The following is a 19483-nucleotide window of genomic DNA, read 5'->3' as shown; positions in this document are numbered from 1 at the left end:
TGCTCGAGTCCGCCTGAGTGGCGTCTAGCAGCAGTCTGGACAAGCGTGGCGGGTAAGCCTTGTGGCCGCGTAAATTCCGGCGTCGGCCCGTTTGGCTGGCGTCAGCCGGCGTCCTGGCTCAGGCTGGCCCACAGGTAGGCGGCGGCCATCGTGCGGTGCGGACGATACGCTTCCAGGAACGTTTCCGCTTCGCGCAGGCCGGGACGTTCCGTGCCGCGCAGGCGGCCGATGGCATTGCGCACGGCCACGTCGCCGTGCAGCGAGCAATCCGCATAGCCCCAGCCGCGCAGCAGCGCGTAGTTGACGGTCCACGGGCCGATGCCCTTGACCGCGAGCAGGCGCTCGCCGACGGCGGCCGGGTCGTCCGCGCGATCCAGCGACAGCGCGCCATCCGCGACGAGGCGCGCGAAGCGCAGCAGGGTTTCCGCTTTCGCACCGGAGAACTTGCGACTCGTCAGTTGCTCGAGGTCGAGACGGGCCACGTCCGCCGCTTCCGGATAACACCACAGGCCGCTCGAATGGGCACGTCCGGCCAGGCCGATGAACGTGCGGCGCAGCGCAATCGCGAACGACAGGTTGATCTGCTGGCCGATGATGGCCCACGTCAGCGCTTCGAACACGGTGGCGGACTGGATGACGCGCAGGCCCGGCTGGCGCGCGACGACGGGGCCGAGCAGCGGGTCGTCGCGCACGGCGTCCTCGAACGGTGCGGGATCGATGCGCATGCCCAGCATGTTCACGAGGGCGTCGTGCACGACATCGCCGGGCGCCGCGCCATCGCTGGCGACGCTGCACTCGGCGCGGTCCGCGTGCAGCGTGATGTCGAGCATGACGGGCACGCCGCCCAGCAGCACGCCCTTGCGTATGCGGCCGCCGTGGGAGCGGCCGGCTTCCGGCTCGACCCGTTCGGCCAGCGCATCGGCATCGCGGCCGTGGAACGTGAAGGCGTCCGCGTGGCGGTAGCCGGCCGGCAGCGCGATCGTGTGATGGTGCTCGCTCATTTGCCGGACGCCGTCAGCGCCGCGGCGCGGCCGAAGCGGGGCACGAAGCCCGTCACGAATGCGGTGCCCACCAGCACGACCGCGGACCCCACGACCGTGTACCAGCCGATCGCCTCGCCCAGGAACAGGCGGCCCCACAGGATGCCGAAGACGGGGCTCAGGAACGTGACGGTGAGGGCAGACGTCGTGCCGACTTCCTCGATCAGCTTGAAGTACAGGATGTACGCGATGCCGCTGCACAGCACGCCCAGCGCGACGACGGCGCCGACGATGCCGGCCGTCGGCGCGCCCGCGGGCGGGAACAGGGGCAGGGCGGGCAGCACCATCAGCGCGGACGTCCACATGGTGCCGTGCGCATTGGCGAACGGCTCGACGCTCGTGGCCGTGCGCGCATACTGGCTCGCGACGCTGTAGCTCAGCGCCGCCACCAGCGCGGCGGCGACGGCGATGCCGGCGCCCGGACGGGTGGTCGCGTGGTCGAAGCCGACGAGCAGCGCGACGCCCACGGTGCCCAGCACGAGGCCCAGCGCCGTACGCGCGCCGATCCGCTGGCGGTTCCACATGGCGCCGAGCAGCGCGCCCCACATCGGCGCGGTGGCGTTCAGCACGGCCAGCACGGATGCGGGCAACGTGCGCGCGGCGAATGCGAACAGCAGGAACGGAAACGCGGAATTGAAGAAGCCGAGGATGAAGTAATGCTTCCAGTGGGCGCGCAGGTCGAGGCGCTTCTTGAGGACGACGCCGACACCGGCCAGGAACAGCGCGGCGAACAGCACGCGGAATTCGATCAGCACGGCGGGGCCTAGCGTGGGCGCGCTGATGCGCATGAAGAGGAAGGAGCCGCCCCAGATGGCGGCGAGCACGATGAGGCGCAGCAGGTTGGCAGTGTTCATGGTTCCTGGGTGGGTATCAGGTTTGACCGGCGCCGGATGATAGGGCGCGCGGCTTGCCCCGCCTTCCCGTTTCTTGCGCTCGAATTGCGCGGCGGGGGTGGGGAATTGGTAATGATACAAAAAGGCCGGGAACGTTGCCGGAGGCGGTCAAATTTGCGGTGATGAACGCGTGGGCACAGGGTGCCCACCCTACGTCAGCGTGGTAGGGTGGGCATTTGAGGCCGGGGTGCCTCAAATGAAACGAGCCCACGCGGAATTGAATGGGGCCGCAAACGCGGCCCCTGTCGATTACGTCGGTTCGTCGATGCTCACGGCACCAGCGGCTTCTTTGCAGACCGCTTCGCCTTGACCTCCGCGATCGCCTTCTCGACGGCCGTCAAGCGCTGCGGCAGCGCCGGATGATTGGCGCTGTAGCCGTTCAACACGCTGGGCGGATACGTCTCGGCCAGGCGCGTCCAGAACGCGGGCGCGTCCTTGACGTCGTAGCCGGCGCGTGCGGCCAGGTAGATGCCGAGGCGGTCGGCGGCGGCGTCGGCTTCCGCCGGCATCGCCTTGATGCCGCCACTGCCGATCAGCAGCGACGTGTCCGGCGTGATGCTCTTGAGGTTGTCGATGATGGTGCCGATCGTCGCGCTGTTGTGCTGCGCGGCCGCGTGGCCCAGCATGTTGTGGGCCATCGTCTTGGCCAGCACGAACGCCAGTTCGTCGTCGTCGCGCGTGAAGTTGATCATGCCGCGCGTGACGAGCACGCGCGAACCGTCCGCATAGGCGTTGACGTTGTCCGAGTTACCCAGCTCGATCGCGAACGCGCACGCGCGCGTGACGGGGATCGTCAGCTCGCGCTCGCTGCGGCGGCGTTCGACCGTCATCGGCAGGCTCGCCTTGACCCTGCTGAACACGGCGCCCGCCTCGGACAGCGCATGTTCGCCCGTCGGCAGCGGCTTGCCGCCGGCGGTGAGGAGGATGTCGCCCGTCTGCAGGCCCGCGCGCGCGGCGCCGCTGCCGGCCAGCACGCCCGTCACCTGCAGGCGTTCGTCCATGCCGAAGGCGACGTGGGCGGCTTCGTTGTATTCGCCCGGATAGGACCAGCGGTTCTTCGCCGTGAAGCCCAGCAGGTTGCGGGCCTGGCCCTTGCACAATTCGGCATTCTGGATCAGCAGCGGGGCGGCCACCTTGTACAACCGGTCCTGCAGGCCCGCCATCTTCGTCAGGGTGTCGGCCGCGGCGGCCATGTGCGGCGTCAGGGACGGCGCTTCCGCGTTGCGTTCGATGATGCGCGGCGCGGTGGACGGCTGGCGCGGGGCCTGCGTGGCGCAGGCCGACAGCAGCAGGGCTGCGGTGATGCCCAGCGCGGACGTCTTGAAGCCCGCGGGGCGCTGACGATGAATGCCGGTCATGTGCTCCTCATTCTAGTGTTTGCCGGTGGAGCCGAAACCTCCGTCACCCCGGTCGCTCGTTGCGAAATCCTCCACGACGTTGAAGCCTACCTGCAGGACAGGCACCACGATCAGCTGCGCCAGGCGGTCCATCGGCTGCAACGTGAACGTCGATTGGCCGCGATTCCAGGTCGAGACCATCAACTGGCCCTGGTAATCGGAGTCGATCAAGCCTACCAGATTACCCAGAACGATGCCGTTCTTATGGCCGAGTCCACTCCGGGGCAGGATCATCGCGGCATAGCCCGGATCGCCGATGTGGATGGCGAGGCCGGTCGGCACGAGGACGGTCTGGCCGGGTTCGATGGTCATGGGCGCCTCGATGCAGGCGCGCAGGTCGAGGCCCGCGCTGCCGGCGGTGGCGTAGGCCGGCAGGAAGTCCTTCATGCGCGGGTCGAGGATTTTCAGGTCGATGTTCTTCATGAAGCTTGGGTAGTCGTTTTTGCTTGTGATGCGGGATGGTTCAGGCCAGCAGCGAACGGCGTTCGAGGCGCTTGGCGATTTCGGATACGAGCTGGCGCGCCAGTTCCAGCTTGGTCGCGCGCGGAAGTACGGTGTGGCCGCTTTCGTCGAACAGCACGATCGCATTCTCATCCTGCCCGAACGTCTGCGGACCGATATTGCCCACGAGCAGAGGAATGCCTTTTTTCTCGCGCTTGACGGCGCCGTATTCGATCAGGTTCTCCGATTCCGCCGCGAAGCCGACGCAATACGGCCAGCCGTTCAGCGACGTCGTGGCGGCCACGCTCGCGAGGATGTCCGGGTTTTCCGCGAACTGCAGCTGCGGGGCGTCGCCGCTGCCGTCCTTCTTGATCTTCCGGTCGCTGGCGTTGTCGACGCGCCAGTCGGCGACGGCCGCCACGCCCACGAACACGTGCTGGCCGCCGACGGCCTGCATGACGGCGTCCAGCATCTGGCGCGCGCTCTGCACGTCGATGCGGCGCACGCCATGCGGCGTGGGCAGCGCCGTGGGACCGGAGACGAGCGTGACCTCGGCGCCGGCCTCGCGCGCGGCGCGCGCGATCGCATAACCCATCTTGCCGGACGAGAGATTGGTGATGCCGCGCACGGGGTCGATCGCTTCGTACGTGGGGCCCGCGGTGATCAGCACGCGCTTGCCGGCCAGGAGCTTCGGCTGGAACGACGCCACGAGTTCATCGAGCAGTTCGTCCGGCTCCAGCATGCGGCCCATGCCCGTTTCGCCGCAGGCCTGCGAACCGGCGGCGGGGCCGAGGATGCAGACGCCGTCCTCGCGCAGCTGCGCGACGTTGCGCTGCGTGGGCGCTTTTTCCCACATCTCGACGTTCATCGCGGGCGCGACGAGCAGCGGTACCGTGTGCGGGCGCGCGAGGCACAGCGTGGACAGCAGGTCGTCCGTGGCGCCGTGCGCGAGCTTGAACAGGAAGTCGGCGGAGCAGGGCGCGACGAGGATGGCGTCGGCGTCGCGCGTGAGGTCGATGTGCGCCATGTTGTTGGGGACGCGGCCATCCCACTGGTCCGTGTAGACGCTGCGGCCGGACAGCGCCTGCATCGTCACGGTGCCGATGAAATGCGTGGCCGCTTCCGTCATCACGACCTGCACGTGCGCACCTTCCTTCGTCAGGGCGCGGCACAGTTCCGCGGCCTTGTAGCAGGCCACGCCGCCGGACAGGCCGAGGACGATCTTCTTGCCCTTCAAGTCCATGCTCATGACATCCTCCAAGCTGAGTTCAATGCTGCGTTCAATGCTTGTTCACGCGCCGCAGTTCATCGACGATGAACAGGAACGCGCCGATGGAGATGGCCGTATCGGCGATATTGAAGGCCGGGAAGTGCTCCAGGCCGCGCCAGTAGAAATCGAGGAAGTCGATCACGTGGCCGTGCGCGATGCGGTCGATGAGGTTGCCCAGGGCGCCGCCCATGATCAGCGCGAGGGCCCAGCAGAACGTGCGCTGGCCCGCGTGCTTGCGCAGCAGGTACACGATGAAGCAGACCGCGGCGATGGCGATGCCGGCGAACAGGTAGCGCTGCCAGCCGCTCTGGTCCGACAGGAAGTTGAATGCCGCGCCCCTGTTATACGCGAGCACGAGGTTGAAGAACCCGGTGATGGGCTTTTCCTCGCCGAGCGAGAAGGTGCGCGTGATGGTAATCTTGCTGATCTGGTCGAGCAGGATGACGATGAAGGCGATGCCGAGCCACGGGGCGAGGCTGCCGCCAGAGCGCGACGAGACGGCGGAGAATGTCGGTTTTTTTTTGCTGGCCATGTCGATGGTCGTGAAGTGAAAACCCCGGGCACAGGGCCCGGGGACGGTAGGTCAGGCGAAGCGGCGGCTTTCCCCGCTGCCGAACAGGTTGCTCGTGCAGCGGCCGCACAGGCCCGGGTGCGCGTGGTCGTGGCCGACGTCGCGACGGTAGTGCCAGCAGCGCTCGCACTTGGCGGCGTCGGACGGCGTCACGGCGACGGCTTCGGCGGCCGCGTCCTGCACTTGTTCGACCTTGGCCTGCGACGTGATGAACACGAATTTCAGGTCGTCGTCCAGGCTCGCGAGGGCCGCGTACTTGTCGCCCGCGGCCTTGATCGCAAGCTCCGCCTGCAGCGACGAGCCGATCGCGCCGGACGCGCGCACTTCTTCCAGCTGCTTGGTGACGTCGGCGCGGACGGCGCGCAGCAGCGCGTACTTGTCGAGCAGCGCGGCGGCGTCGCCGATCTGCGGGAAGGTCCACAGCGTCTGCGTGAAGATGGTTTCGTCGCTGTCCTTGTAGGCCGCATCGCCCGCGAACACGGCCCATGCTTCCTCGGCCGTGAACGACAGGATCGGCGCCATGATACGCAGCAGTGCGTGCGCGATGTGCCACAGCGCCGTCTGCGCCGAGCGGCGCGCGAACGAGTCCACGCCCGTCGTGTACAGGCGGTCCTTCAGGATGTCGAGGTAGAAGCCGCCCAGGTCTTCCGAGCAGAAGTTCTGCAGGCGCGCGACGACCGGGTGGAATTCGTAGCGCTCGAAGTGCTTCGCCACGTCATCCTGCAGGCGCGCCGTCTCGGCCAGCGCGTAGCGGTCGATCTCGAGCATCTCGGCAACGGCCACGGCGTTCTTGACGGGATCGAAGTCCGACGTGTTCGCGAGCAGGAAGCGCAGCGTGTTGCGGATGCGGCGGTACGCTTCCGTCACGCGCTTCAGGATTTCCTCGGACAGCGCCAGCTCGCCCGTGTAGTCGGTCGACGCGACCCACAGGCGCAGGATGTCGGCGCCCAGCGTGTCGCTGATCTTCTGCGGCGACAGCACGTTGCCGAGCGACTTCGACATCTTGCGGCCATGCTCGTCCACCGTGAAGCCGTGCGTCAGCAGCGCCTTGTACGGCGGGCGGCCGTTCAGCATCGACGACGTCAGGAGCGACGAGTGGAACCAGCCGCGGTGCTGGTCCGAGCCTTCCAGGTACAGGTCGGCGGGGAAGTGCGATTGCGCCGCGTGCGAGCCGCGCAGCACGGTCTGGTGCGTCGTGCCCGAGTCGAACCACACGTCCAGCGTGTCGCGGTTTTTTTCGTACATCGCCGCGTCATCGCCCAGCAGGTCGCGCGGGTCGAGCTTGTGCCACGCGTCGATGCCGCCTTGTTCGATCAGCTTGGCCACCTGCTCCAGCAGCTCCGGCGTACGCGGATGCAGGTCGCCCGTTTCCTTGTGCAGGAAGAAGGCCATCGGGACGCCCCACTGGCGCTGGCGCGACAGGGTCCAGTCCGGACGATTGGCGATCATGCCCTGCAGGCGCGCCTGGCCCCAGTCGGGGAAGAACTGCGTGTCGGCGATGCCGGCCAGTGCGGATTCGCGCAGGGTGGGGCCGCCGTCTTTCGGCTTCACGTCCATGCCGGCGAACCACTGGCTCGTCGCGCGGTAGACGATCGGCGTCTTGTGGCGCCAGCAGTGCATGTAGCTGTGGTCGAACATCTTCAGTTCGAACAGGGCGCCTGCTTCCGTGAGCGCATTGCAGATCGGCTTGGATGCTTCCCAGATCGTCATGCCGCCGAACAGCGGCAACGTGCTCGCGAAGCGGCCGTCGCCCATCACGGGCTTCAGGATCTCGTCGTCCTTCATGCCGTGCGCCTTGCAGGACTGGAAGTCGTCCAGGCCGTATGCGGGGGCCGAGTGGACGACGCCCGTGCCGCTGTCGGTCGTCACGTAGTCGGCCAGGTAGACGGGCGACGTGCGGTCATAGAACGGATCGGCCGCGTGCAGGGGGTGTTTGAAGCGGATGCCGCCCAGTTTTTCGCCGGTCGTCGTCGCGACGATCTCGCCTTCCAGCTTGTAGCGCTGCAGGACGCTCTCCACGAGATCCTGCGCGACGATCAGCATGACCGGCGAGCCGTTGCGATCGGCCTTCACCAGCGCGTACGTCACTTCCGGATGCACGTTCAGCGCCTGGTTCGACGGGATCGTCCACGGGGTCGTCGTCCAGATCACGATGAAACCGTCGCCCGCCGGCAGCGCGGGCAGGCCGAACGCCTGCGCCAGCTTGTCCCCTTCCGCGAAGGGGAAGCCGACGTCGATCGCCGGGTCGCGCTTGTCCTGGTATTCCACTTCCGCCTCGGCCAGCGCGGAGCCGCAGTCGAAGCACCAGTTCACGGGCTTCAGGCCGCGGTACACATAGCCTTTGTCGAGCATCGTGCCGAGGGCACGCAACTCGTCGGCCTCGTTACTGAAGTTCATCGTCAGGTACGGGTTGTCCCACTCGCCCAGCACGCCCAGGCGGATGAAGCCGGCGCGCTGGCGGTCGACCTGCTCGAGCGCGTACGCGCGCGCCTTCTGCAGCACCTCGGCCGTCGGCAGGTTCTTGCCGTACAGTTTTTCGATCTGGATCTCGATCGGCATGCCGTGGCAGTCCCAGCCCGGCACATACGGTGCATCGTAGCCGGCGATCGTGCGCGACTTGACCACCATGTCCTTGAGGATCTTGTTGACGGAGTGGCCCAGATGGATGTCGCCGTTCGCGTACGGCGGACCATCGTGCAGGACGAACTTCGGACGGCCGGCGGCCGCCTTGCGGATGCGCTGGTAGATCTTCTTGTCCTGCCATTGCTTGACCCAGCCCGGCTCGCGCTTGGCGAGGTCGCCGCGCATCGGGAACGGGGTGTCGGTCATGTTGACCGGGTATTTGCTCTCAGGCTTCTTGTTGCCTTGTTGGCCTTTCTGGCCTTGCTTGGTATCGGACATGGTGGTTTCTAAATGGACTGCTGTTATTCGTGAAGACGGGACGGCGCGTGGGCGCCGGGAGCGGACGAGACCGCGCGAGCCCCGCTCAAATTCGGTCGGTGGCCGTGAGGGCGCCGGCGCGCTGCGCGAACCAGGCACGGGCTTGCTGCGCGTCGCGGTCGATGGCGGCCGTGAGGGTCGGAAGGTCGACGTATTTTTCTTCGTCGCGTAGTTTGGCGAGGAATTCCACGCGCACGAGCTTGCCGTAGCAGGGCGCATTCCAATCGAAAACATGGACTTCCAGCAGCATACGGCCCGCATCCTCGACGGTCGGGCGGACACCCAGGCTGGCGACCGCGGGCAGCGGGCCGTCGGCCAGGCCATGCACTTGCACGATGAAGATGCCGGCCAGCGCGGGGCGGTGGGCGACGCGCAGGTTCAACGTCGGAAAGCCCAAGGTGCGGCCCAGCTTCTGGCCATGGATCACGTGGCCGGACATCGAGTACGGGTGGCCCAGCAGCGCGCGCGTCGCGTCGAAGTCGCCGGCGGCGAGGGCGGCACGCACGGCCGACGACGAGATGCGGGTGGAGTCGTGCAGCACGGCCGGCAGGCTGTGCACCTCGAAGCCGTGGCGCTTGCCGGCTTCGGCCAGCAGGGCGACGTTGCCGGCGCGCCGGGCGCCGTAGCAAAAGTCGTCGCCGACCATCAGCCATTTCACGTGCAGGCCGTCGACGAGCACGCGCTGCGTGAATTCATCGGGCGACATCGACGCGAAATGTTCGTTGAAGTGTTCGACGATGACGCGGTCGATGCCGGCGTGCTCCAGCGATTCCAGCTTGTCGCGCAGGTTCGCGATGCGGGCCGGCGCCTTCGACATGTCGCCGCTGCGCTGCGCAAAATATTCACGCGGATGGGGCTCGAAGGTCATCACGGCGGCTTCCAGCCCGAGCTGGCGGGCGCTGGCGGTCACGTGGGCCAACAGCGCCTGGTGTCCGCGGTGGACACCGTCGAAGTTGCCGATCGTGAGGGCGCAAGGCGCGCGCGCCCTGTCGTTGGGAAGTCCGCGAAATACCTTCATTGGTTGAATCGTGCTTCTAGGCGAAATACCAGATTATACGGCAAAGGACATGTTGCACAGCGCAATGCCTTGTTTGCACGGGGAAGTGTAGGGTGGGCACCCTGTGCCCACGCGGACGTTTGCAATGTGCGAATGTTACGAGTGGGCACGGGGTGCCCACCCTACAAAAAAGCGCAGCCGGCGTGAGCGGGCTGCGCTTCGTGCGGCCACCCGTGGGCGGCCGGCATGCGTAAAGCAGGATGTCAGTTGGACAGCGGCTTGTTGATCGCCATGATGAAGTAGCGGGCCAGATCCGCCGTGCCATCGGTACCGCCGACGGTCTTGAGCGTGCTGATGGCTTGCTGCTTCTTGCCGGCGACGGCAAACGCTTCGCCCAGGTGCAGCTTGACGTCTTCCGGATGCTTCAAGTCCTTGGTCTTGGCCGCGGCTTCCATCATCTTGAGGCCCTTGTCGACCTGGCCCGACTGCACGAGCGCGTACCCCAGCGAGGCGAGGCCGTCGTTGTCGGCGTCCTTCGTCAGCTGTGCTTCGGTGGCGGCCAGGTTCTTGTTCTGGTCGGCCAGGGTCTTATCGGCCAGGTCCTTCAGGCGCTGGTGACGGGCGGCGTCCGGGCCGGTGCCCAGTGCGCCTGCCTTGTAGCCCTTGTCGATGACCTTCAGCGCTTCCGCCGGCGCGCCGGCCTGCAGCACGAGCTGGGCCATTTCCATGAACTCGCTCGGCTTCTTCAGCAGGTTGTTGGCCAGCTTCAGGCGGTAGACGTCCACCGACAGGCGGCCCGAGAAGCCCGGCTTGCCTTGCACGCGGTTCAGCAGGTCGGTCCAGTACTGGGCCTTCGGATAGTTCGCAGCCAGTTTCTCGATGGTGTTGACGTAGCCGGCCTTGTCGTTCTTCTTGAGCTGGATGTTGGCCAGCATGCCCAGCTGGTCTTCGCTCAGGCGGCCGTTCTTCTCGGCCGAGCGCAGCTCGTCTTCCAGCGCCTTGATGTTGCCCTGCTTGTAATAGTTCTGCATCAGGTAGGCGCGCAGCTTCGGATCGTCATGCTCCTTGAGCTGGCGTTCGATCGCGGCGTTTGCCTTGCCCAGGTCGCCGGCACGCATGTAGATGCCGATCAGGCCTTCCGAGAACTGGGCCTTTTCGGCGCCCGACAGCTTGCCCGAACCGATCAGGTATTCGAAGGCCTTCGCGGCCGTTTCGTAGTCGCCGGCGGCGGACGCGGCACCGGCGCGGGTGCGTTCGATCAAATACGTTTCGTTTGCCGATTTGCCACCGACCTTGTCCAGATCGCGCAGCTTGGCCAGCGCTTCCTTGTTCTTGCCCGACTTCATCAGCTGTTGGGCTTCCTGCAGAGGCTTGCCGATTTCCGGACGGAGGGTCTCGGCCGCATAAGCGGGCGCCAGGCCAACGACGGGAGCAGCAGCGGTGAATCCGAGGGCGGCCACAACGAGGCCGAGGTGTGCGAGGCGGAATTTAGCCATTATCGAAATTCTTTCATTCAAAATAGACACGGCAGGGAAACCCTGCCGTGTTCATTATAGCCAAAGCGACTTACTGGAACTGTTCGTTACCGACCATACCGATCTTGGTCACGCCAAGACGCTGGGCGGCTGCCATGACGCTGGCGACAACCTTGTACTCGACCAGCTTGTTCGGACGCAGGTGCACTTCCGGCTGATCAGCTTGGGCCGCCACGTTGGCCAGCTTCGCTTCGAGGGTGGCGCGGTCCGGAATGGGGGTGTTATCCCAGAGGATCGTTCCGTCGAAGTCCACGTCAATCGTGATGACTACCGGTTCCTTGGTCGGTGGCGGCGGAGTGCCAACCGGCATGTTCAAGTTAACCGAATGGTTTTGTTTTGGAATGGTGATGATCATCATGATGATCAGCACCAGCATGACGTCGATCAGCGGCGTCATGTTCATTTCCATCATCGGTTCCGGATCTGCCGATTTAGCACCGGACGAACCAACGTTCATACCCATGGTGTTTCCTTTCAAATCTTGGGAACCAGCGTGACAGCGGCAGAGCCACCGTCACGCTGGCGGGTTGTGTCCTGGTGGATCAGCCCTTATCAGGCGGTTCGGTGATGAAACCGACCTTCTGAATCCCGGCACGCTGGGCCGTGTAAAGCACCCGACCGATCGCTTCGTAGCGGGTTTGCTGGTCGCCACGAATCTTCACTTCCGGCTGCGGAACTTTCACCGATTCCTTGGCCAGGAAATCGAACAGCTCGTCGGTGTTGTTCAGGTGCTTCTGGTTCCAGTACATCTCGCCATCTTTGTTGACGACGATGTTCACGTCTTCCGGCGTGGTCTTGGCAGCCTGGTTGGTCTCGATCGGCAGGTTAATCTTCTGCAGGTGGAGGACAACCGGGCTGGTGATCAGAAAGATGATCAGGAGAACCAGCATCACGTCCACGAGGGGCGTGGTGTTGATCTCTGACATCACTGCATCTTCATCTCCGCTATCGGAGCCAACACTCATGCTCATGGTTTAGCCAACCTTTTTAGCGGTGCTGGCGCCTTGAGCACGTGCAGCTTCCGAGGTGTGCATTGCGCCCGAGATCAGGACCGAGTGCACGTCAGCGCCGAACGAACGGACGTCTTCCATTGCCGACTTGTTGCGACGGACCAGCCAGTTGTAGCCCAGAACGGCCGGAACTGCAACGAACAGACCGAAGGCGGTCATGATCAGTGCTTCACCCACCGGACCAGCGACCTTGTCGATCGACGCGTTACCGGTCATACCGATGTTGGTCAGTGCGTTGTAGATACCCCAGACGGTACCGAACAGACCGATGAACGGTGCGGTCGAGCCGACGGTTGCCAGGAACGACAGGCCATCTTGCAGACGCGACTGGACTTTGTCCACGGCGCGCTGGATCTGCATCGTCACCCAGGTCGACAGGTCGATCTGCTCGAGCAGGGCGCCGTCGTGGTGCTGGGTTGCCTTGGTGCCGGTTTCAGCGATGAAGCGGAACGGCGAGCCGTCGGTCAGTTGAGCCGAGCCAGCAGCGATCGACGGTGCTTTCCAGAATTTCTGGTTGGTTTCCTTCGACTGCTTGAAGATCTTCATCTGGTCGATCAGCTTGGTGATCATGATGTACCAGGAACCCATCGACATGATGGCCAGGATGATCAGGGTGCCGCGCGAAACCACGCCGCCTTCCCACACAGCCGAGATACCGAACGGGTTCTCGACTTCTTCTTTCTTGGCTTCGCCGCCAGCTGCCGGAGCCGCTGCCGGTGCCGAAGCGGCAGCGTCGGCTGCCGGTGCTGCTGCGTCAGCCGCCGGTGCTGCGGCCGGGGCGCTCGCTGCTGCCGAGGCCGGAGCGTCGGCGAAGGCCGGAGCGGACACCAGTGCCGATGCCGCAGTGACCGAGAACAGGAGAGCCGCTACGGTAGCGGACAAACGGGTATTCTTAAACATGCTTCCTCCAAAAATTTAAAATGAACAGTTCGCTGAACAAATGACAACGAAAATCACGCGTTGAGAGATACGCTGTCCCTGGTTAATCCAGCTGCCAGACGTACTGTACCGGCTGCCAAGACTCGATGGCCTGGCCGTTTTCAGTAGCCGGTTTGAACCGGCACTTGCCCAGCGCCACAAGAGCAGCCTTATCCAGGTCGCGGAAGCCGCTGGACTTCGTGACCTTGGAATCCTTCACACTGCCATCCGCACCAATCAGGAACGAAATGGTCGACACACCCGTTTCTTCGTTACGCTGCGACGCCTTCGGATATTCCGGCTTCGCGCACGAATTGAAGTCTGCGACAGCCGGCGTCCGGGCCGGGCCGGCCGGCTTGGTAGCCGGGGGCGCGGCGGCAGGTGCCGGCGGTGCCTTGATGATTTCCGTCGTCGCCGGTTTCGTCTGCGTCGCATTCGCGATCACGTTCTGTTGCGGCGGCGGGGTTTGCACTTGCACTTCCACCGGCGGGATGAACGGCGGAGGCGGCGCCTTCATTTCCGGCGGCGGCGGCGGGGGCGGCGTCTCCGGAGGAGGTGGCGGTTTTACATCTTCAATGATCTTGGTCTCCACTGCCTCGGCCATCTTGCTGACCATCCGTTTGCCGAGACCGGTCACGATCCCGTAAGCAACGATCAGGTGCAAGATGATGACAATGGCGATACCAGTCAAATTCTTCCCGGGGTTCTTCTCATGCGAAAAATTCATCCTGCTTTCTCCAATACCAACCTTTTTTTGTTGCCACTAAACCCACAAAACACGACATAAAGCTAAGAGCCGCATCCGGGACATCGGCGAATTATACCTACGAATTCTTTTTTGCACATACATTTTTACACCCTCAAAGAGAGGCTATTTGTCTGTAAAAACAGGCAAAGAATGTGATCAAGAAAGTACGCTCGCAGGGGTGCCGATGGAAGTGGAAGTTAGTTTTTTTGCAATGTCGTGTGGGCCCCTTTCGTGACTTATAGAAGATAAGGCTGCGAACGCCCGATCACCGAATTTTCCATGCCTATTTTGCAGCTCAGCAAATATCATAAGAAAGCGTCATGGCGTTTCTGCCAACTATAGCGAAGTTAAACCGGGTTAGGCGTACTGTTGAAACGGATTTCGCCCTGGATCAGAGGGCTCGGCCATAACAAACGCTTATGCGGATACAGGCGATTTGTATGGCTCACTCACCACGTCGGATGTTAGTCGAACTACATCACAAGGCGAGAAGGATGTCAACAGGATGGAAGAAAAGAGTGCCCGCACCGAGTAGTGCGGGCGGGAGGATTAGTAACGTGCCCGTTTCTCGCGGCGGCACTCCAGGCTGCTGACGACACGCCCGGATGGGTCAACGGTCTCGAGGCGCACATCGAACCCCCACAGGCGTGCGACGTGCTTCAGGACCTCATGGGCCTGCTGGTTCAGTGGGCGGCGCTGGAACTGGGTATGACGCAGCGTCAGTGCCCGGTCGTCGCGCGTGTTGACTTGCCAGACCTGGATGTTGGGTTCGCGGTTGCCGATATTGTATTGATCGGCCAGTTGTTGGCGGACATAGCGGTATCCGGCCTCGTCGTGGATGGCCGAGATCGTCAGCTTGTCGCTGCGGTCGTCGTCCAGCACGGCGAAGAAGTGGAATTCACGGATCAGCTTCGGCGACAGGTACTGGGCGATGAAGCTCTCGTCCTTGAAGTTGCGCATGGCAAAGTCGAGGGTCTTGAGCCAGTCGCTGCCGGCGATGTCGGGGAACCAGGTCCGGTCCTCATCCGTGGGGTCTTCGCAGATGCGCTTGATGTCGGTCATCATCGCAAACCCGAGCGCATACGGATTGATGCCGTTGTAATACGGGCTCGTGGCCGGCGGCTGGTAGACGACGTTCGTATGGCTCTGCAGGAATTCCAGCATGAAGCCGTCGCCGACGATCCCTTCTTTATAGAGCTCCTGCAGGATCGTATAGTGCCAGAAGGTCGCCCAGCCTTCGTTCATGACCTGGGTCTGGCGCTGCGGATAGAAATACTGCGAAATCTTGCGCGTGATCCGCACGAGTTCGCGCTGCCACGGTTCGAGCAGTGGCGCGTACTTCTCTATAAAGTAGAGCAGGTTTTCCTCGGGCTCGAGCGGGAAGCGCGACGGCGCCTGGTCCTTCACCTGTTCCTCGCGCCGCGGCAGGGTGCGCCACAACTCGTTGACTTGCGACTGCATGTATTCCTCGCGCTCCTTCTGGCGCGCCGCTTCCTGCGCCACCGACAGCTTGGCCGGCCGCTTGTAGCGGTCGACGCCATAGTTCTGGATCGCGTGGCAGGAGTCGAGAAGCTCTTCGACGGCGTCGATGCCATGACGCTGTTCGCACTCGGCAATATAGTTCTTCGCGAACACCATATAGTCGACGATGGCGTCGGCGTCGGTCCAGGTCCGGAACAGATAATTGCCTTTAAAGAAGGAATTGTGGCCATAGGCCGCATGCGCGATCACGAGCGCCTGCATCGTCAGGCTGTTTTCCTCCATCAAATAGGCGATGCACGGGTTCGAGTTGATGACGATCTCGTAGGCGAGGCCCATCTGTCCCCGCTTGTAGTTCTTTTCCGTTGTCAGGAAGTGCTTGCCGAACGACCAGTGGTTGTACGAGACGGGCATGCCGACGGACGTGTACGCGTCCATCATCTGCTCGGCCGTGATGATCTCGAGCTGGTTGGGGTAGGTGTCCAGGCCGAACTTCTTGGCCACCCGGCGGATTTCCTCGTGCGCCTGTTCGATCAGGTCGAACGTCCATTCCGACTGTTCCGGCAGGGCGCGCGGGTTGTTGGGATCTCTTGGCATGAGCGGGCCTCGCTACTTTGGCTGCTTCTTGAACAATTCGCGGAACACCGGATAGATGTCGGCGGGCGTCACGATCTTCTGCATGGCGAAGTTCTGGTGCGTGGCCGCCACTTCGGCATACTGCTCCCACAGGTTCTGCGGGGGACCGTCCGTGATCTCGACATAGGTGTAGTACTGGACGCGGGGCATGATGGCGCTGGTCAGGATCTGCTTGCACAGCACGGAATCGTTGTCCCAGTTGTCGCCGTCCGACGCTTGCGCCACGTAGCTGTTCCAGTCGCCGTTGCTGTAGCGCTCGCTGATGACCTTGTTCAGCAGGTGCAGCGCCGACGACACGACGGTGCCGCCCGATTCGCGCGAGTGGAAGAACTCGTTTTCGTCGACCTCGGCCGCCGCCGTGTGGTGGCGGATGAAGACGACGTCGATCCGTTCGTAGACCCGCTTGAGGAACAGGTACAGCAGGATGAAGAAGCGCTTGGCCGTGTCCTTGCGGCTTTCGTCCATCGAGCCCGACACGTCCATGATGCAGAACATGACGGCCGCCGTGGACGGCTTCGGGATCTTGATCCGGTTGCTGTAGCGCAGGTCGATGGGATCGATGAACGGAATCGCCAGCAGGCGCGTGTGCAGGTGATGGATCTTCTGCTTGAGTTCGATGACCAGCGGATCGTCGTCTTCCACACCCTGTTCGCGCAGTTCGCGCAACTGGTGCTCGAGGGCCGTCAGCTGTTTGCGGGAAGGGCCGCCCACCGCGATGCGCCGGCCGAGCGCGCCGCGCAGGGAGCGCAGCACGTGGATGTTCGACGGCGTGCCGGAAATATTGTAGCCGGCGCGCTGGTTCTTGTACTCGACGACCTGGGTGAGCTGCGTCTTCACCATATTCGGCAGCTCGAGGTCCTCGAAGAAATAGTTCATGAATTCTTCGCGGCTGAGCTCGAAGATGAAATCGTCCTCGGTCGTCTGCTCGCTGTTGCCGGCGCGGCCACGCCCGGCACCGCCGCCCCCGCCGCGGGGGCGGTTGATCGTATCGCCTTTCTGGTACTCCGTATTACCGGGGTTGACGGTCTCCCACACGCCGCCATGGGCATGTCCGAAGTGGGGCTCGTTCACGTCCTTGACGGGAATCGAGACCTTCTCGCCATTCTCGACGTCGGTGATCGAGCGACCCTTGATCGCCCGGCCCACCGCATCCTTGATTTGCGCCTTATAGCGGCGCAAGAATCGTTCGCGGTTGACCGCAGACTTGTTCTTGCCCTGCAAGCGTCGGTCGATGAGGTAAGTCAAAACAGGCCTCCTGCTGAAAGTCGCGGCGGGCCGGATTCCTTCCCGGTCCTTACATAATATAACGCGCCGCGTCGTCACGTGGTTGGCGCTGCGGATTCCGGCAGCCGGCCTCGTGCCGGTCCACCGGTCCTGCCTGGCGGACGCTCCATCGTCCGCCCCACGCTCCTGGTTTTGCGATGGCCTTTACGAGGACTTCCTGACGCGCAAGTACCATTCGCACAGCAGGCGGACCTGCTTGGGCGTATAGCCTTTTTCGACCATACGAGCAACGAAGTCGGCGTGCTTGGTTGCATCTTCCGCACTGGCCTTCGCGTTGAACGAAATGACCGGCAGGAGCTCCTCGGTATTCGAGAACATCTTCTTCTCGATCACCGTACGGAACTTCTCATAGCTGGTCCACGCAGGATTCTTGCCGCCGTTCGTCGCCCGTGCGCGCAGCGCGAAGTTGACGATTTCGTTGCGGAAATCCTTCGGGTTCGAAATGCCGGCCGGTTTCTCGATTTTCTCGAGCTCGGCGTTGAGCGTTTCGCGGTCGAAGCTTTCGCCCGTGTCCGGATCGCGGAATTCCTGGTCCTGGATCCAGAAGTCGGCGAACGTGACGTAGCGGTCGAAGATGTTCTGGCCATATTCGGAATAGCTTTCCAGGTAGGCCGTCTGGATCTCCTTGCCGATGAAGTCGACGTAGCGGTTCGCCAGGTGCTCCTTGATATAGGACAGGTAGCGCTGTTCCGTCTCCGGCTGGAACTGCTCGCGCTCGATCTGCTGTTCGAGCACGTACAGCAGGTGCACGGGGTTCGCTGCCACTTCCGTGTTGTCGAAGTTGAAGACCTTGGACAGGATCTTGAAGGCGAAGCGGGTCGACAGGCCGTTCATGCCTTCGTCCACGCCGGCATAGTCGACGTATTCGTGCAGCGACTTGGCCTTCGGGTCGGTGTCTTTCAGGTTCTCGCCGTCGTACACGAGCATTTTCGAATAGATGCTCGAGTTTTCCGGGTCCTTCAGGCGCGACAGGATCGCGAACTGGGCCATCATGCGCAAGGTGCCCGGGGCGCAGGGCGCCTTGTCGAGCGAGGAATTGCGCAGCAGCTTGTCGTAGATCTTGATCTCGTCGGCGACGCGCAGGCAGTACGGCACCTTGACGATGTAGATCCGGTCGAGGAATGCCTCGTTGTTGCGGTTGTTGCGGAAGGTCTTCCACTCCGACTCGTTCGAGTGCGCCAGGATGATGCCTTCGAACGGGATCGCGCCGAAGCCCTCGGTGCCTTTATAGTTGCCTTCCTGCGTCGCGGTCAGCAGCGGGTGCAGGACTTTGATGGGCGCCTTGAACATCTCGACGAATTCCATCAGGCCCTGGTTCGCCAGGCACAGGCCGCCGGAATAGCTGTAGGCGTCCGGATCGTCCTGCGCATAGTCTTCCAGCTTGCGGATGTCGACCTTGCCGACCAGCGAGGAAATGTCCTGGTTGTTTTCGTCGCCTGGTTCCGTCTTCGAGATCGCGACCTGTTTCAGGATCGACGGATAGCGTTTGACGACGCGGAACTTGTTGATGTCGCCGCCGTACTCGTGCAGGCGCTTGACGGCCCACGGGCTCGGGATCGCGCGCAGGAAGCGGCGCGGGATGCCGTAGTCTTCCTCGAGGATCGCGCCATCCTCTTCTTCGTTGAACAGGCCGAGCGGCGATTCGTTCACCGGCGAGCCTTTCAGCGCATAGAACGGCACCTGTTCCATCAGGTGCTTGAGTTTTTCCGCGATGGACGACTTACCGCCGCCGACCGGTCCCAGCAGATAAAGGATCTGCTTGCGCTCTTCGAGGCCCTGGGCCGCGTGACGGAAATAGGAAACCACCTGTTCGATCACTTCCTCCATGCCGTAGAACTCGCGGAAAGCAGGATAAATCTTGATGACCTTGTTGGCGAAGATGCGCGACAGGCGCGGGTCGAGGCGGGTGTCGACCAGGGTGGGTTCGCCGATTGCGGCCAGCATGCGCTCGGGAGCGCTGGCGTAAGTCAGGGGATCTTTTTTGCAAAGCTGAAGGTACTCAGACAGGGAGTATTCCTCTTCCCGGGTACGCTCATAGCGGGCTGCGTAGTTATCAAAAATGGTCATGTGAATGTCCTCTAATGTGCTAACACTGATCACTGTCCGGCGGCCCGTGAAGTCAGCCGCCCAAGCCCCGTTTTGGCAGGTGTTGTTGTCGGGGTCGCCGCCTGCGTCTGGAGGTCAGAAGATCTGACACAAAACGTAGGGCGATGTTCTTGTTCTCAACCAGTTTTACCGGGACCTCGTGGAGCCCGCTGTCGTGGATCCGCGCTGGTGGCGAGGCCCCTCGCCGGTTTGTTAGCGCCCGCAGAGAGCGTCTTCTT

The 19483-nt window shown here is 63.3% G+C and carries 16 protein-coding genes; all 16 read right to left on the bottom strand.

The features are described 5' to 3' along the window. Nucleotides 1–101 precede the first annotated feature (101 nt). The 16 genes from HAV22_RS08745 to HAV22_RS08670 all read right to left on the bottom strand — a co-directional run bounded on the left by HAV22_RS08745 (nucleotide 102) and on the right by HAV22_RS08670 (nucleotide 19226). The gene (locus HAV22_RS08745) at nucleotides 102–1001 is read right to left on the bottom strand and encodes a DNA-3-methyladenine glycosylase family protein (protein ID WP_166858568.1); all 900 of its coding nucleotides are present in this window, start codon (nucleotides 999–1001) and stop codon (nucleotides 102–104) included. Beyond that, nucleotides 998–1894: a DMT family transporter gene (locus HAV22_RS08740; RefSeq protein WP_166858566.1), complete on the bottom strand. Its 897-nt coding sequence runs from the start codon at nucleotides 1892–1894 to the stop codon at nucleotides 998–1000. The genes HAV22_RS08745 and HAV22_RS08740 overlap by 4 nt, the downstream gene beginning before the upstream one ends. Nucleotides 1895–2202: 308 nt before the next feature. Continuing rightward, complete coding sequence (locus HAV22_RS08735) at nucleotides 2203–3291, bottom strand: M48 family metallopeptidase (RefSeq protein ID WP_166858564.1); 1089 nt, start codon at nucleotides 3289–3291, stop codon at nucleotides 2203–2205. A gap of 12 nt (nucleotides 3292–3303) precedes the next feature. After that, nucleotides 3304–3753 (bottom strand): dUTP diphosphatase, encoded by a 450-nt coding sequence (gene dut, locus HAV22_RS08730; protein ID WP_166858561.1) that lies wholly within the window; start codon nucleotides 3751–3753, stop codon nucleotides 3304–3306. Nucleotides 3754–3793: 40 nt separating this feature from the next. After that, the gene (gene coaBC / locus HAV22_RS08725) at nucleotides 3794–5014 is read right to left on the bottom strand and encodes a bifunctional phosphopantothenoylcysteine decarboxylase/phosphopantothenate--cysteine ligase CoaBC (RefSeq protein ID WP_166858817.1); all 1221 of its coding nucleotides are present in this window, start codon (nucleotides 5012–5014) and stop codon (nucleotides 3794–3796) included. A gap of 37 nt (nucleotides 5015–5051) precedes the next feature. Next, nucleotides 5052–5573, bottom strand: a complete 522-nt coding sequence (gene lspA, locus HAV22_RS08720; RefSeq protein WP_166858559.1) for a signal peptidase II — start codon at nucleotides 5571–5573, stop codon at nucleotides 5052–5054. A 51-nt stretch (nucleotides 5574–5624) separates the two neighbouring features. Next, nucleotides 5625–8513 (bottom strand): isoleucine--tRNA ligase, encoded by a 2889-nt coding sequence (gene ileS / locus HAV22_RS08715; RefSeq protein WP_166858557.1) that lies wholly within the window; start codon nucleotides 8511–8513, stop codon nucleotides 5625–5627. Between the two features lie 85 nt (nucleotides 8514–8598). Beyond that, complete coding sequence (locus HAV22_RS08710; RefSeq protein WP_166858555.1) at nucleotides 8599–9570, bottom strand: bifunctional riboflavin kinase/FAD synthetase; 972 nt, start codon at nucleotides 9568–9570, stop codon at nucleotides 8599–8601. 242 nt (nucleotides 9571–9812) lie between these two features. Next, the gene (locus HAV22_RS08705; RefSeq protein WP_166858553.1) at nucleotides 9813–11045 is read right to left on the bottom strand and encodes a tetratricopeptide repeat protein; all 1233 of its coding nucleotides are present in this window, start codon (nucleotides 11043–11045) and stop codon (nucleotides 9813–9815) included. Nucleotides 11046–11115: 70 nt separating this feature from the next. Beyond that, nucleotides 11116–11547, bottom strand: coding sequence for an ExbD/TolR family protein (locus HAV22_RS08700; protein WP_208296118.1), 432 nt, complete (start codon nucleotides 11545–11547; stop codon nucleotides 11116–11118). Nucleotides 11548–11626: 79 nt separating this feature from the next. Beyond that, nucleotides 11627–12055, bottom strand: a complete 429-nt coding sequence (locus tag HAV22_RS08695) for an ExbD/TolR family protein (protein WP_166858551.1) — start codon at nucleotides 12053–12055, stop codon at nucleotides 11627–11629. Nucleotides 12056–12058: 3 nt separating this feature from the next. Then, nucleotides 12059–12994 carry a MotA/TolQ/ExbB proton channel family protein gene (locus HAV22_RS08690; RefSeq protein WP_166858549.1) on the bottom strand — a complete coding sequence of 312 codons (936 nt, stop codon included), beginning with the start codon at nucleotides 12992–12994 and terminating at the stop codon, nucleotides 12059–12061. Nucleotides 12995–13076: 82 nt separating this feature from the next. Then, complete coding sequence (locus HAV22_RS08685) at nucleotides 13077–13739, bottom strand: energy transducer TonB (protein ID WP_166858547.1); 663 nt, start codon at nucleotides 13737–13739, stop codon at nucleotides 13077–13079. A gap of 570 nt (nucleotides 13740–14309) precedes the next feature. Next, nucleotides 14310–15836 (bottom strand): SpoVR family protein, encoded by a 1527-nt coding sequence (locus tag HAV22_RS08680; RefSeq protein WP_166858545.1) that lies wholly within the window; start codon nucleotides 15834–15836, stop codon nucleotides 14310–14312. 12 nt (nucleotides 15837–15848) lie between these two features. Further along, nucleotides 15849–17120 carry a YeaH/YhbH family protein gene (locus tag HAV22_RS08675; protein WP_166858543.1) on the bottom strand — a complete coding sequence of 424 codons (1272 nt, stop codon included), beginning with the start codon at nucleotides 17118–17120 and terminating at the stop codon, nucleotides 15849–15851. A gap of 183 nt (nucleotides 17121–17303) precedes the next feature. Further along, entirely contained in the window at nucleotides 17304–19226 is a 1923-nt protein-coding gene (locus HAV22_RS08670) for a PrkA family serine protein kinase (RefSeq protein ID WP_166858541.1), read from the bottom strand. Nucleotides 19227–19483 lie beyond the last annotated feature (257 nt).

Origin of the sequence: Telluria antibiotica (assembly GCF_011682055.1) — a bacterium.
Lineage (GTDB): Bacteria > Pseudomonadota > Gammaproteobacteria > Burkholderiales > Burkholderiaceae_D > Telluria > Telluria antibiotica.
The sequence above is the reverse complement of the archived record's forward strand: the minus strand, read 5'-3'. Positions and strand labels throughout refer to the sequence as shown.